The organism is Bacillus mycoides (assembly GCF_018742245.1).
Lineage (GTDB): Bacteria > Bacillota > Bacilli > Bacillales > Bacillaceae_G > Bacillus_A > Bacillus_A cereus_U.
The window spans coordinates 828,938-842,582 of sequence record NZ_CP036132.1 but is presented as its reverse complement, the minus strand read 5'-3'; the positions used below and the strand labels follow the sequence as shown (position 1 = coordinate 842,582).

Below are 13,645 nucleotides of genomic sequence, written 5' to 3'. Positions count from 1 at the left end.
CAAATTACGTGCTTTTTTTGTTTTGTTTGGGACTTCTCTTCCTTACTTAGGAAGACATACATATCTCCTCGCTTGACTTGGTTATACTAACTTTGGAGGTATTTTCTATGCAACAAAAAAAATGGGGCTTTTGGGTACTAACAGCTTTCGTTGTCGGTAACATGGTTGGTGCTGGTATTTTCATGGTGCCAAGTACGTTGGCACAAACAGCTAGCCCTCTCGGTGTCACTTTAGCTTGGTTAACAACAGGGTTTGGTGTTTTAATGCTAGCTCTTGTTTTCGGTAATTTAGCAATTCGTCGTCCTGATTTAACGACAGGACCACAAAGTCATGCATATGCCTTATTCTCATCACCAAAAAAGAAAAAAATGGCTGGTTTCAGCATAGTATGGGGATATTGGGTTGCAAACTGGGCAAGTAACGTTGCCATCATTACATCTTTCGCGGGATATTTATCGCTCTTCTTCCCGATTATGAAAGATACACGACTATTGTTTTCAATCGGCTCTTTCAATATAGAAGTTGGAAAACTACTTACATTTACTATTTGTTCTGTTTTACTATGGGGCACTCATTTAATTTTAACAAACGGTGTAAGCGGAGCTGGGAAACTTAACTTCTTAGCAACAACAACGAAAGTGACTGGATTCCTTCTATTCATCATTGTTACGTTATTTGCGTTCGAAGCTTCAAAATTTGGACAATGGTACACACCAATGATCGATAAAGAAGGCGTATCACACGGTCTCCTTTCACAAGTAAATTTAGCTGCTCTTACAACACTTTGGGCATTTATCGGGATTGAATCAGCCGTTCTTTTATCAAACCGAGCTACTTCTCCCAAAACGGTAAAACGTGCAACAGTTGCCGGTTTACTAATAACAGTTGCAATTTACTTAGGAATTACAATTTTAACAATGGGTGTACTTCACGTTGATAAATTACAAGCTTCTGAACGTCCATTAGCAGATGCATTAAACGCTGCAATGGGTCACGGCGGCGGGAAACTTATGGCATTACTTGCTCTTACTTCCCTATTCGGTTCAATATTAGGCTGGATTTTATTAAGCTCAGAAGTACCTTATCAAGCAGCAAAAGAAGGTTTCTTCCCTTCCTTCTTCGCAAAAACAAATAAAAAAGGAAGTCCAATTCATTCACTACGATTAACAAACATTATGTCGCAAGTGTTCTTATTCTCAACATTATCAGGAACAATTGCGGAAGCTTATACATTCGTTATTACCGTATCAACTTTAGCCTACCTCATTCCATATCTCGTTTCACCAATCTTCCAGTTAAAGCTAGTCGCAACTGGTGAAACATACAAAAATGAAATGCGGGCAAGAATTACAGATGGCATAGTCGCAGCGATCGCACTTTGCTATGCACTATGGGTTATTAAAACAGGCGCATCCGATATAAAAACATTCCTTCTCGGGATTGGTTTATTCGTAATTGGCTTTGCCTTCTATCCATTAATGAATCGTGATCAGAAAAAAAATAACGAAAAGAAAAACGAGCAAGTTGCATAACGCAATTTGCTCGTTTTTTGCTTAATAAAACATATATAATAGAAAAAAGAGGTGAAAAACATGTCAATCGAATCACTATGGCGCTCTCGCTTTCAACAACATATTCAAAATGCCATCACATACTTTGCACGTATGATTAACGGTTTGCTATATAGCTTCATCTTCGTCTCATGTGTAGGTGCATATTATTACGCCAAGTTTCTTAAAACAGATCCTTCTAAAGGAATATCTTTATTACTCATCACAATCGTACTTACACTCATTATAACGAGATGCCCAATTCGCACATTTATTCAAAAACCTGACGCTGTCTATTTACTAGCGCTAGAAGAGAAATTAACATCTTATTTTAAAAAATCTCTTCTATATAATTACATCATTCAACTTTTCCCGCTTGTATTTATGTTCCTTATTATCGTACCGCTTGCCATGCAATCATTACAATTAACCGTACCTTTTTTATGTACAATCTTTATAATTTTAATGATTCTAAAGGGCTGGAACATATACATACATTGGATGTGGCGTGATAGTTATGAAAAAAGCATATGGCTTATCATTCGTGTTGCTTGTAATGCACTTATCATTTACATGCTGTTTTATGTTGCAAATATCATTGTGCTAGGTGGCTTATTACTATTACTTCTTGCCTTCCTACTCCTATATACAAAAAAACAGCCCACAAAGCGAATACCGTGGGAATACATAATCGAACAAGAAGAAAAAATGGACATACGCTTTTATCAATTCGCTAGCATCTTCACTGATGTTCCGCAGCTAAAAAAACAAGTAAACGGCAGAAAATGGCTTACAAATTGGATCGAACCTTTACTACATAAAAAACAAGCTACTTTCTTCTATTTACATACACTATCGTTTTTACGTGGGAATGATTATTTTGGTATATATATTCGCTTGGGGTTAATCGGTTCCTTTATCGTATATTTCGTACCGAATCTATACGTAAAAGGCGCTATCGCTTACATCGTCCTATACATGATCTCTATGCAGCTTCGTTCGCTGTGGAAATATTTTTCAGGAAATATTATCGTGGCATTATATCCAATTGCTACTGAAGAAAGAATGAATCAATTTCTCAGCTTAATTCTCACATTACTAAGTATTCAACTCATTGTATTTTCAAGTGTTATACTCGTTGCTACAGGGCAGTTACTACATGCTTTGATTATTATGGTGATCGGCGTACTTTGGATAAAGTTTATTATTGTACAAAAAACGAAGAAACGTATTTCTTCTTTATAACTAAAAAAGAGGCTGCACATAGCAGCCTCTTTTCTCGTCCTAAAATTTCTAATCACTTTTCATAGGCATTTCTCATATAGTGAAAATGACTATACAATTCCTATCCATAAGTTAAATAATGATTTTACACATATAAATAAAACAGATGGGAGCCTAACTATGAACAATAATCCACCTTCTCCGCCCCAAGATAACTCCGAAAATAATAGCCGTGACATTACACTGCAAACATTACGTGTCATCGGACTCATCGTCCTTATTAGTGGTTATATCCTCGTCGCTCTCTCAGAAGTAGGTGAGCTGAAAACCTTATTAACAAACCCTAACGCCAATCCAAATTTAGCTGAAGTTGATCCATTTTAAAAATCATATAAAAAGCGAGTCCCAGTATAACTGGCTCGCTTTTTATATAGTTTTATCCAATCTGAGAAACCTCCTTCTCTCCCTCATACTGCTCTTTCCCAATCGCCTTCATAAATAATAAAATACTGCTCATACCTACGATGAAATATAGAACGCTCATGCCCCAAGATGCAATAAATGAACCTAGCATAACACCTAATGCCCCGTTCATTTTTGCCACTTGAAAGACCATCCCATTAATCGCCATATAAGAACCTCTTGCCTCATTTGGCACCATATCTGCCATAATAGATTGACGTACTGGCACATACATCATCTCACCTACCGTTTGGAAAAGCCCTGCAATTAATAAAATCCATAAGCTATTGCTCGTTCCGAGTATCGTAAAGCCAATCGTGTAAATAAATAAGCCTACATATAAGATTTTCAAATCGTTGAAGCTTTTCAGCATTTTAATAAGAAGCGCTGAACATAACACAACTAAAATTGTATTCTCTGCTGATATCCAGCTCAGCATTCGAATACCTGTTAAATCAAACGTAAAACCATTCCCGAATAAAAAGTGCACCGTTTCAAATTCCTTCTGCAAACGTACCCCTAAATAATTATTAATTTGAAACTCTAAAGATAATGTACATATACTTGCTGCGCAAAAAATTAAAAACGCTCTATCTTTCATCACGACTTTATAACTATCCGCCATATCCTTTAATACATTTTTCTTCTCCACCGTTTTTCGTGCTACATACACCTCTTCCATATATACAGCCATCACATATAAAGTAATGACTGCAACAAGCGTTAATACGATAAACAGCTGCAATCTATAGTTTTCAAATAGTAATCCACCAAATATTGCTCCAATCGCAATTGATAAGTTAATAGCCCAGTAGTTAATGCTGTACATCACTTTTCGATTTTCAGGTGTACTCACATCTATTAACATCGCTTCCGTCGCTGGATTCATAAGTCCAGATCCTAAACTATTCACTAACATAAACACAAATGTTAGCCACGGTGAATCTACATAATCTGAGTTTGCAATTCCCATACAAGCAATGGAAACGACTTGTATACTTTGGCCAATAATCATTACTTTTTTACGACCGAGCCGATCTCCAACATACCCACCATATAAACCGATAATTAATGAAGCTAGCACATTGATGAGTAATAAAGCTCCAGCAATCGCACTACCTAACTTTATTGAAAAATAAATCACCATAAATGGAAAGATCATCGTGGACACAGTACGTGTTAAAAACGAAGTTATAATTCTAATTTTTATATTTCGATGCATACTCCAAAACCCCATTGTTTCCCCCTCCTTATGCTTACTTATTTTACTTTGAAAAAAAGGAAGAAAAAGGTTAGAATATTCTAAAGAGTTTCCCCTTTTATTAAAGAAGGAAGTGTATATATGAAAATTATGGACTATTACATTAGACTAAGACTACACGCACAAGATCAACAACATATACGAAATAGCTTACAAGAATTAGCTGATGTTTTATATTGCAGTACGAAAAACGTAAAGATTTTATTAAAGAAAATGAACGAAGAGCAATTAATTCACTGGACTCCAGGGCGAGGCCGCGGGAATAAAACGGAAATTTTATTTGCACATAGTTTCCTAGAAGCAATTGAATCCTATACAGATGAACTGTTAGTGCAAGAAAAGTTAAAGGATGTCTTTCTTCTTTTAAAAGAGCCCCTTCCTCTTGCACTTCAAAAAAAGATAGAAAATAAACTCCATCATCATTTTGGCTATGAACCTTCAAATGATATGTACGATATATTAAAAATCCCCATATCACGAAAAGTAATGCCGCTAGATCCGGCTTTTGCGGCTGTCACAACAGAGAGCCATCTTACTAGTCAAATTTTTGATACATTAGTCGTTTATAACGATGTTACCGAAAAAATGGAACCGCACATTGCTCATACGTGGGAATTAAGTGAAGACCAGCTTACATGGACGTTCTATTTACGAAAAGATATACATTTTCATAATGAAACGGTTTTAACTTCTACAGATGTGCAATTTTCATTTGAAAGATTAAAGCAAATTCAATCTCCTTTCGAATGGTTAACAGAAGAAATTGTTCAAATTGAAACACCATCACCACTACAAATACGATTCCATTTAGCAAAACCGAATTTATTTTTCTTACATTATGTAAGTTCCATGCAACTCGCAATTTTACCGCATGATGCGAGTATCCAAAATTATCATTACATAGGCACTGGGCCTTTCAAACTTACTCATTACTCTGAAGATAATATCGTGCTTGAAGCTTTTACCCATTATTTTAAAGAACGTGCGTTACTAGACCGCATTGAGTTTTGGCGTATTCCAGATCATGTGCAAATTGATGCTGATTATGAACTACCAAATGAAAAGGAAAACGAAAGACACAATATACAAATAGAAGAAATAGGTTGTATTTACGCTAGCTTCAACTTTACAAAACCTGGTCCACATCACGATATTTACTTTCGTAAAGCTTGGAGAGAAATATATGATGTTGAAACGATCCTCCGTGATTTAGAAGGAAATCGAACAATCACAGCATCAAGCTTCTTTCCTGAAAGAAGCCGCCAAGCTCCTAATAGGTCCTACTCTTTAGAAAAAGCGAAAGAGTATTTGAAAAAGAGCACCTATAATGGCGAAACGATACATATTTACTTCTTCGCATTTAAAGATAGTGCAAACGACGCTGACTTCCTAAAAGAATGTTGTGAACAATTAGGAGTGCACGCAGAACTTCACCCATTCCTTGTTTCAGATTATACGGATCGTTCTATTGATAAACATGCCGATATTATTTTAATGGGAGAAGTTTTTGCCGCCGAGCATGAAATGGCATTTTTAAACGTATTTAAAAATAAAAGTTGTTTTATCAATCGATTCTTGGACCCGCACTATGCGAAGCAAATTAATTGCTTGCTAGATACATTTTTATTAGAAGAACATAAAGAAAAGCGCTATGAGCTCATATATGAAATTGAAGAGTTTTTACAAACTGAGTACATTATTTTATTTAACTATCACGTTTTAAAAAGAAAAACCTATCCCTCTTCTTTAAAAAACGTAACAATTGATTCATTCGGTTGGGCGAATTTTGCGAAGTTATGGATACAGCCATCCCTGCGTTAAAATGCAAAGTTTTTTATAAAAGGAGAAGAACCATGAAAAGCAACCTAGAAAAAAGGCTTTCCTATCTATATACAGGTGAATTATTTTCAGTTATTACTTTTATTTTTACAAGTTACTTAATTAATTATGCTTATCCTACATTATATTTATATTCCCTATACTCTTTTTGGATCTCATTTCTTCTTTTAGAGTTTCTCTTACTACAAGGAACTGTTTACTGGTACGTAAAGTGGAAACGACTAAAAAAAGAGAAAACATCTGTTACACCTATTGTGATTATTCAATATTTAAAAATGCTAAAAAAGATAAATATCGGATTGATTATCACAGGACTTATTATGTTTACTATTGATTTTGTAATTTGGTATCCTCAATTACCTTTAATCGGGCTATCATTCGCACTATTTGTTTATGTTTTTGCATTATTTGAGTATATAAACTATTATCATATTCAGCTTTCATATGATAACATCTCTGATATTAAATATTTGATTAAATCAAAAAAACTAAAACAGTCCTGTATGAGTAAAGATTTTCAACGTATTTCATAAAAGGTTAAATTCCGCTTATGAAGACTTTAAACCAATAAGAATTAAGCAATTTTCACGAATGTAAAAGAAGGTATTACATCCTTAGTAATACCTTCTTTTACATTTTTAAAGAGGAACCTTCTTGCACACAAAGATGCAAACTATTATTTAATTACTTCATCCAAATGATTTTTCAAGTTTAATAAGTATTGCTCTATATCCGGATTTTTCACCACATCATAACACGCAAAGCTCTTTAACGGACTCATACCGAGAAACTTCTGCACACGATGTAAATGACTAAGCGTTGACTCTAAACTTTCTCCTTCAAAGAACTTCGTCTTATCTCCAAATGCTTTTTCAGGTGCATTCCAAGTTGTAGAGAACATATAATGCTTCTCTTTTAATAAACCACCTGTTCCGTATTCATCTGCACCTTTAAAGAACAAGCCGTATTCATATATTTCATCCATATACGTTTTAAATAATCCCGGGACACTAAACCAATAAATTGGTGTTTGATAAACCACAACATCGGCCCATAAAAACTTCTCTTGTTCTTCTTTAATACTATATCCATCTTGAATCGTTGTTGTTTTCACATGATTATTTTCGCTTAATACAGTTACCATATAATCAACTAACGTTTTATTTAATCGTCCTTCCTTTGAACCGTATTTTTCATGCCCATTTATAATGAATATATTTTTCATAACTTTTCTCTCCCTTATTTTACTCTTCAGCTATTAATCCAAGTTGCTGTTTCAGCGTAATATTATCTTCTAAATGCCAATCTTCCGTTATCTTTCCGTCTTTCACATGCAAAATATCAATTGCAAAAAAACGAATGTTTTTACCATTATGAGTTCCTGTAAAAGAAAGACGAGCTGTTACTTTATCACTAACCACTAATAAATCTTCAACTTCACAATGTATGTCTGGAACTACTTTACGAAAGTTTTGTGCTGCAAGCTTTAATCCTTCAGTGCCTTGTGGTCGACCTTTCGGCAGTGTATTATCGAAAAAATTTTCAGTAACCGTTTGCGGAATAAGTTCCTCCCTACCTGTATCCCAAAATGCATAAAAGCGCTGGGCTGCATGAACCATTTCTGTCGCTTCTTTTTTGCTTAGTGAAGGATCGATTGTCATTGTTTTTGGCTTCGGCATTTCCTTCAATAATTGGATTTCAGTTTTTTCCTCCCCACTACACGCTACAAGCACAATACAAATGACAAAAAAACTAAGTAACGCAAATAACCTTTTCATACCTATGGAAATCACCTCCTCCTGCTGCAAACCCTTTGTATTTCGTATTGCTATTGTATATGCATTAACTTCCTTTATGGAAGTAGTGATATTTTTTTCATATAGTTACCGAAAAGATAGTTTTGTGATACGATAAAGCAAATTCATTCAAAAAATTTTTATGGAGGCTATTTCCATGACCAATATAGATCCAGTTATATTAACGAAAGGTTTACCTGGCATCCCATGTCCTATCGCTAAAACTCTTGACGTAATTAGTACAAAATGGACATTTTTAATCATTCGCGACCTTCTTATCGAAGGCACATTACGTTTTAGTGATTTACAAAAATCAATGGACGGGATTAGTCCGAAAACATTATCACTTCGACTAAAAGAATTAGAAACACAAGGCATAATAACGAGAAAAGTGTATCCAGAAGTTCCGCCTCGTGTAGAGTACACCTTAACGGATAAAGGAAAGCAATTAGAGGGGATATTTATTGAATTAAAGCGATTTGGATTAAGTTTGTAAAGTGAAACTTTAATCATTGGGGGTTTTGTCCATCCCCCAATGATTATTAGCCCGCAAATAGCTTGATAAAACAAAAACCCCTTACAATGGTAAGGGGTTTTTCATTACTCACTAAATTACTTCGCAAAACTTTCAGCCAGCTGCTTCTCTCTCCACATAAATGTAATGCCGAGACCAACTATTAAAACAACTCCTGAGAAAGCATATGGATAATTAATATTTACATCAAATAATATTCCGCCCATCGCTGGCCCTACAATATTCCCTAAGCTCGTATAAGTTGAGTTCATTCCAGCAACAAATCCTTGCTCTTTCCCAGCCGCTTTTGATAAAAACGTCGTTAAAGCTGGACGGAGTAAATCGAATGCTAGGAAAATAAAACAAGTAACAAGAAGTACAATCCAATAATTAAAGACTATAGTTGAAACAAATGCTAACACTGCGCCTACAATTAAACATATTTGAATTAACACTTTTTCGCCGAATATGTCGACCAATTTACCAAACATAAATACTTGCACAACTACCCCAAAGATTGAGCTAATCGTAATAATTGCAGCAATATCTTTCGGTGTGAAGCCAAATTTATGATCAGAGAACAGGCTAAACACAGTTTCATATGCCGATAAACCGAAAGCGAGTACAAATACAATAATAAATGCAATTGCATACATTGGATTTAAAGATTTCTTTAAATCCCCGATAAAACTTGAGTCTTTCGTATTAACAGAAATCTCTGCAAGCTCCTCTTTCGTTAACGGCTCTTTCAAAATAAATATAGACATAACGCATGCTATAAAGGCAATAATGGCTGCGACAAAGAATGGTACACGTATACCATATTCTGCAATAAACCCACCAATTCCAGGTCCTATAATAAATCCAGTACTAATAGCGGCTGAAAGATATCCCATCGCTTTTGGACGTTCCTGAATAGAGGTAATATCAGCAACATATGCCGTAACACCCGGCATAATAAACGCAGCACTAATCCCGCCTAACACCCTCGCTGCATAAAGCATCCACACATCTTTTCCTAATCCAAAAAGAAGCTCTGAAACACCAAAAATAAATAATCCAATGATTATCATTTTCTTCCTACCGTAAAGATCGACCCAACGACCCGTAATAGGTGAAGTAATAAGCTGAGCCATTGCAAATACTGCAACGAGATAGCCCATCGTTTTTCCTGTTAAATTCATATCATTCATAAAGGATGGCATAACCGGAATGATTAATCCAATCCCTAAAAAAGCGATAAATATATTACTCAAAAGAATGATCAATACCATCTTTTGTTCTTTTATCGGTTTCTTCAATTTTTAACACCTCTTCCCGTAAGTTCCTCTCAAAAATAATACCCAAGAAACTTTTTCTTTATCCTGCTATTTGTGGGCTAATAATGAGTGAAGATGCCCCTACTCATTAGAATTTCACTCTACCCTTCCACACATACATAAATACAGGGTGAATGACTATCATTCAGTTTCCCGCAGAAATGAACCTACCTTTTCAGACAGGTTCACCTTACTATTTCTTTATCCCGCATTAACGGGCAGTAAGACTCCCACCTCAAAATTCAGCGAATGCGAGGAAGTTAGGTGGGAGATAACTGCCCTTAAATGCCCGATTGGTTCAACTAATAATCAGTGGGGATGAACCCTCCTACTGATTAAAGTTTCACTTTATATGTAGTGCATGTGTTAAAAAATCTAGTACTTCTGCCTTTTGTAGCTCGACTTGCTCATCATCTTTATGATCATATAAATAAACTTGTTCCGCTGCTGATTCAACAAGAGCGATAAATAACTTTGCTGTTCTTTCTGAGTGAACCGAATCGCGAATTTCACCTGATTCTTTTGCCTCACTTAAAAATTCACTTAGCCATATATAAAGAGGCTCATATACAGCTTCCCATTCTTTTATATGTTCAGTAGATGCTAGGCCCGCATACATTAATGCTTGTATTTCACGATATTCAGCTATAAAGTTAAACACTGCATCTATTACTTGCTCAACTTTACTTGAAAAAGGTGCATCGTTCTGTACTTTTTCTTTCACTGCAAGTATCATCTTCTCAACCATCACTTCTGCTATTGCAGGCATAACAGATAACTTAGAAGGAAAATATAAATAGAACGTTCCTTGCGCAATGCCAGCCAATTTCACGATATCAGAAATCTTCGTTTTTTCAACGCCCTTTTCCTGAAATACTTCAATAGCTGCATAGACAATTTTTTCTTTTTTATTCATCATCTAAACCCTTTCACACGCGTATTGAATGACTGTCACTCATTTTATAAAATAACTAGCTGTACTGTCAATTATAGTGCACTTTTCATAATAAAAATCTCCCAACAAATCGTTAGGAGATTCAACTTTCATATCATTTTCTTATGAAAGAGCCTTTAATCCCGTAACTCCACATACGATAAGAGCTACACTAATCAAACGTGCCTTACTTTTCGATTCACCAAACAGAAACATATTTAATAAAACTGCGCCTGCTGTTCCAATGCCAATCCAAACCGCATAAGCCACACTTACTTGTAAGAACAAGAAAGATGTGTATAAAAATGCGAAGGAAGTTGCAAATCCACCTATATAAATCGCTCCATTTGCTAACGTCTTATCTTTACTATACATCTTAAGGCCTATCACACCGACTATTTCACTAATTGCAGCACAAAATACGAAAATCCAACCCATTTTTAAGCAGCTCCTTCCATAGTTTTTTCCACAGTTTCTTCTTTATTATCAGCCAATTTTAAACCGATAACGCCCGCTACGACCATCACGATAAAGAATAGTTTTCCTACACTGAAACTGCCGCCAAAAAGAAAAACATCCATTAAGAAAGTTCCTACAGTACCAGCCCCAGCAAACACCGCATATACTGTCCCTGTCGCAAGATGTTCACACGCTTTAGAAAGGAAGTAAAAATCAACAGCGATAACTCCTACAATAATGACCCAATGCCACCAAGTATGAGCTGTATTAAAACCAAACACCCAAAAGACTTCAAAAATACATGTTAATATGACATATAACCAAGCTTTATTTTTCATATCTCTCACCTTCTATTATAAAATGACTGACCATCAGTCATTTTTGATTAAAAAAATATAATCTCACGCTAACTACGATTTAAAAAGCCAATATCATCCTCATTTATCCTTATATTTGTTCCGTCATTAAGCTAACTACATATAAAAGTTGCTTATCTACACCCTTTCACATAAAAAAAATGACTGAATGTCATTCATAAATATTCTACATGACCAATTGATAAAGTGTCAACACCCGGATTCTCTTAACAAAAAAATATTTTAGATTTCTTAAATCCACGTGTATATTTCTTAATAATCTGTCAATAATGGTAGTAACAAAATATTTTCTCCATTCCCCCCTTGGAGATCCCTTTGAATCGAGCAGTTGCTTTTAGCTAACTGCTCTTTTTTAATTTATCGGCACATTATAATAAAATACTCATAGATAAATTCCAAAACAAAGACCTGTACTCCCTTTTCAACATGCAACAAAGAACGAAATATTTTGTACGCTATTTACTTTCCAACGAGTCTTTGTATGCAATAATTTTATTTTCAAGCATCTTCTCTGTAATTACTAAGTTTTCTCTTTGAGTTTGAATAGATTTTTTATGATCTTCTAAAAGTTGTAAACGAGCTTCGGTTGTGTGCTCTCCTTCTGTATATAATCTAGCGTATTCTCTTATTTTCGCTATCGGCATTTGTGTTTGTTTTAACTTCATTACAAACTGCAACCACTTTATATGTGACTCTGCATACAATCTATTCCCATTTGCATCGCGATTTGCAATTAATATATTCTCCTTTTCATAATAACGTAATGTATGTGTGCTCACTCCTAATAATTTAGCTACCTCGCTAATTGTGTACATAATCATACTCCCTCCGCACGCCATTTACTCTCATACATTTTACTGCCTCCAAATAATAAAAAAACATTTGACTTAGAGTATACTCTAACAAATACAATCTAACCATAATAAAGTGAAACTATAATCAGTGGGGGTTTACGGGCAGTTAATCTCCCACCTACCGTCTTTGCTCCAGCCAAATTTTGAGGTGGAAGTTTTACTGCCCGTTAATGCGGGATAAATTAATTTGAATTTAGGAGGCTCTTATATGAAATATACTGTTATTACTGGTGCTAGTTCAGGAATTGGCTATGAATCCGCTTTAGCCTTTGCATCTCGCGGAAAAAACTTAATACTTGTAGCTCGAAGACAAGCAAAATTAGAAGAATTAAAATTGAAAATTAACGAAATGAATCCGGACTTAGATGTTATCATTCGAAAAACCGATTTATCCGTCACTGAAGAAGTTTATAAATTTTATGAAAGTCTACAAAGTTTTCAAATTGAAACGTGGATTAACAACGCCGGTTTTGGTAATTTCGCCTCAATTGCTGAACAAAATTTAAACAAGATAGAAACGATGTTGCATGTAAATATAGAAGCACTAACAATACTATCTTCCCTTTTCGTTCGAGATTATTCAATGGTTGATGGAACACAGCTTATTAACGTTTCATCGGGCGGTGGATACACGATTGTGGCTAATGCTGTTACGTACTGTGCTACGAAATTTTATGTAAGTGCATTTACAGAAGGACTATCTCACGAACTGAAAGAACAAGGTGCAAAACTACAAGCAAAAGTTTTAGCTCCTGCTGCAACTGAAACAGAATTTGCGAAACGTTCATTTAATATTGATGAGTTCCAATATGATGGTGTTGTACCGAAATTTCATACTGCAAAACAAATGGCACAATTTATGCTTGACCTTTATGATAACGATAAAGTTGTAGGACTTGTCGATGGTTCTACGTATAACTTTGAGCTTAGAGATCCGCTTTATAATTTTACAGTAAGACAAACGAATTCAAATTCTTAACAACATCTCATTTCTGACTAAAATATAGATACCCACTATTTCTTAAATAATAGTGGGCCTTTTTTCTCTCTAAAAAT

Annotated in this window: 15 protein-coding genes; 7 read left to right on the top strand and 8 right to left on the bottom strand. The window is 35.0% G+C overall.

Annotated elements, in window-relative coordinates:
• Positions 1-107: 107 nt before the first annotated feature.
• The 3 genes from EXW56_RS04340 to EXW56_RS04330 all read left to right on the top strand — a co-directional run bounded on the left by EXW56_RS04340 (position 108) and on the right by EXW56_RS04330 (position 3,158).
• Positions 108-1,532 carry an amino acid permease gene (locus EXW56_RS04340; RefSeq protein WP_002114879.1) on the top strand — a complete coding sequence of 475 codons (1,425 nt, stop codon included), beginning with the start codon at positions 108-110 and terminating at the stop codon, positions 1,530-1,532.
• A 60-nt stretch (positions 1,533-1,592) separates the two neighbouring features.
• A complete protein-coding gene (locus EXW56_RS04335; protein ID WP_215597208.1) occupies positions 1,593-2,795 on the top strand; it encodes an ABC transporter permease in 1,203 nt (400 codons plus the stop codon).
• Between the two features lie 159 nt (positions 2,796-2,954).
• On the top strand, positions 2,955-3,158 hold the full coding sequence (locus EXW56_RS04330; protein ID WP_098499480.1) for a hypothetical protein: 204 nt from the start codon (positions 2,955-2,957) through the stop codon (positions 3,156-3,158).
• Positions 3,159-3,210: 52 nt separating this feature from the next.
• On the opposite strand, the gene EXW56_RS04325 is transcribed toward EXW56_RS04330, so the two are convergent.
• Positions 3,211-4,473 (bottom strand): MDR family MFS transporter, encoded by a 1,263-nt coding sequence (locus EXW56_RS04325; RefSeq protein ID WP_215597207.1) that lies wholly within the window; start codon positions 4,471-4,473, stop codon positions 3,211-3,213.
• Between the two features lie 105 nt (positions 4,474-4,578).
• On the opposite strand from EXW56_RS04325, the gene EXW56_RS04320 reads away from it, so the two are divergent.
• Positions 4,579-6,318: an SgrR family transcriptional regulator gene (locus EXW56_RS04320; protein ID WP_002201638.1), complete on the top strand. Its 1,740-nt coding sequence runs from the start codon at positions 4,579-4,581 to the stop codon at positions 6,316-6,318.
• Between the two features lie 32 nt (positions 6,319-6,350).
• Positions 6,351-6,869, top strand: a complete 519-nt coding sequence (locus EXW56_RS04315; protein ID WP_002114891.1) for a hypothetical protein — start codon at positions 6,351-6,353, stop codon at positions 6,867-6,869.
• A 143-nt stretch (positions 6,870-7,012) separates the two neighbouring features.
• Here EXW56_RS04315 and EXW56_RS04310 read toward each other — a convergent pair whose 3' ends face one another.
• A complete protein-coding gene (locus tag EXW56_RS04310) occupies positions 7,013-7,561 on the bottom strand; it encodes an NAD(P)H-dependent oxidoreductase (protein ID WP_215597206.1) in 549 nt (182 codons plus the stop codon).
• Positions 7,562-7,580: 19 nt separating this feature from the next.
• Positions 7,581-8,120, bottom strand: coding sequence for an ester cyclase (locus tag EXW56_RS04305; RefSeq protein ID WP_199661386.1), 540 nt, complete (start codon positions 8,118-8,120; stop codon positions 7,581-7,583).
• A 169-nt stretch (positions 8,121-8,289) separates the two neighbouring features.
• Here EXW56_RS04305 and EXW56_RS04300 point away from each other — a divergent pair, with 169 nt between their 5' ends.
• Positions 8,290-8,628 carry a winged helix-turn-helix transcriptional regulator gene (locus tag EXW56_RS04300; protein ID WP_002201642.1) on the top strand — a complete coding sequence of 113 codons (339 nt, stop codon included), beginning with the start codon at positions 8,290-8,292 and terminating at the stop codon, positions 8,626-8,628.
• Positions 8,629-8,744: 116 nt separating this feature from the next.
• Here the strand turns inward: EXW56_RS04300 and EXW56_RS04295 are convergent, their stop codons facing one another.
• From EXW56_RS04295 to EXW56_RS04275, 5 genes are all read right to left on the bottom strand, one after another.
• Complete coding sequence (locus tag EXW56_RS04295) at positions 8,745-9,947, bottom strand: MFS transporter (protein ID WP_002201643.1); 1,203 nt, start codon at positions 9,945-9,947, stop codon at positions 8,745-8,747.
• A 361-nt stretch (positions 9,948-10,308) separates the two neighbouring features.
• A complete protein-coding gene (locus EXW56_RS04290) occupies positions 10,309-10,884 on the bottom strand; it encodes a TetR/AcrR family transcriptional regulator (protein ID WP_002201644.1) in 576 nt (191 codons plus the stop codon).
• Between the two features lie 138 nt (positions 10,885-11,022).
• Entirely contained in the window at positions 11,023-11,337 is a 315-nt protein-coding gene (locus EXW56_RS04285; protein ID WP_000539702.1) for a DMT family transporter, read from the bottom strand.
• A gap of 2 nt (positions 11,338-11,339) precedes the next feature.
• The gene (locus EXW56_RS04280) at positions 11,340-11,696 is read right to left on the bottom strand and encodes a DMT family transporter (protein WP_002201645.1); all 357 of its coding nucleotides are present in this window, start codon (positions 11,694-11,696) and stop codon (positions 11,340-11,342) included.
• Between the two features lie 494 nt (positions 11,697-12,190).
• A complete protein-coding gene (locus EXW56_RS04275; RefSeq protein ID WP_002201646.1) occupies positions 12,191-12,550 on the bottom strand; it encodes a MerR family transcriptional regulator in 360 nt (119 codons plus the stop codon).
• 247 nt (positions 12,551-12,797) lie between these two features.
• Between EXW56_RS04275 and EXW56_RS04270 the strand changes: the two genes are divergently transcribed.
• A complete protein-coding gene (locus EXW56_RS04270) occupies positions 12,798-13,568 on the top strand; it encodes an SDR family NAD(P)-dependent oxidoreductase (protein ID WP_070138796.1) in 771 nt (256 codons plus the stop codon).
• Positions 13,569-13,645 lie beyond the last annotated feature (77 nt).

What these genes read in the sequence shown, in the direction of transcription:
- EXW56_RS04340 (WP_002114879.1), top strand. Translation starts at nt 108, where the DNA reads ATGCAACAAAAAAAATGGGGCTTTTGGGTACTAACAGCTTTCGTTGTC.
- EXW56_RS04335 (WP_215597208.1), top strand. Translation starts at nt 1,593, where the DNA reads ATGTCAATCGAATCACTATGGCGCTCTCGCTTTCAACAACATATTCAA.
- EXW56_RS04330 (WP_098499480.1), top strand. Translation starts at nt 2,955, where the DNA reads ATGAACAATAATCCACCTTCTCCGCCCCAAGATAACTCCGAAAATAAT.
- EXW56_RS04325 (WP_215597207.1), bottom strand. Translation starts at nt 4,473, where the DNA reads ATGGGGTTTTGGAGTATGCATCGAAATATAAAAATTAGAATTATAACT.
- EXW56_RS04320 (WP_002201638.1), top strand. Translation starts at nt 4,579, where the DNA reads ATGAAAATTATGGACTATTACATTAGACTAAGACTACACGCACAAGAT.
- EXW56_RS04315 (WP_002114891.1), top strand. Translation starts at nt 6,351, where the DNA reads ATGAAAAGCAACCTAGAAAAAAGGCTTTCCTATCTATATACAGGTGAA.
- EXW56_RS04310 (WP_215597206.1), bottom strand. Translation starts at nt 7,561, where the DNA reads ATGAAAAATATATTCATTATAAATGGGCATGAAAAATACGGTTCAAAG.
- EXW56_RS04300 (WP_002201642.1), top strand. Translation starts at nt 8,290, where the DNA reads ATGACCAATATAGATCCAGTTATATTAACGAAAGGTTTACCTGGCATC.
- EXW56_RS04290 (WP_002201644.1), bottom strand. Translation starts at nt 10,884, where the DNA reads ATGATGAATAAAAAAGAAAAAATTGTCTATGCAGCTATTGAAGTATTT.
- EXW56_RS04285 (WP_000539702.1), bottom strand. Translation starts at nt 11,337, where the DNA reads ATGGGTTGGATTTTCGTATTTTGTGCTGCAATTAGTGAAATAGTCGGT.
- EXW56_RS04280 (WP_002201645.1), bottom strand. Translation starts at nt 11,696, where the DNA reads ATGAAAAATAAAGCTTGGTTATATGTCATATTAACATGTATTTTTGAA.
- EXW56_RS04275 (WP_002201646.1), bottom strand. Translation starts at nt 12,550, where the DNA reads ATGTACACAATTAGCGAGGTAGCTAAATTATTAGGAGTGAGCACACAT.
- EXW56_RS04270 (WP_070138796.1), top strand. Translation starts at nt 12,798, where the DNA reads ATGAAATATACTGTTATTACTGGTGCTAGTTCAGGAATTGGCTATGAA.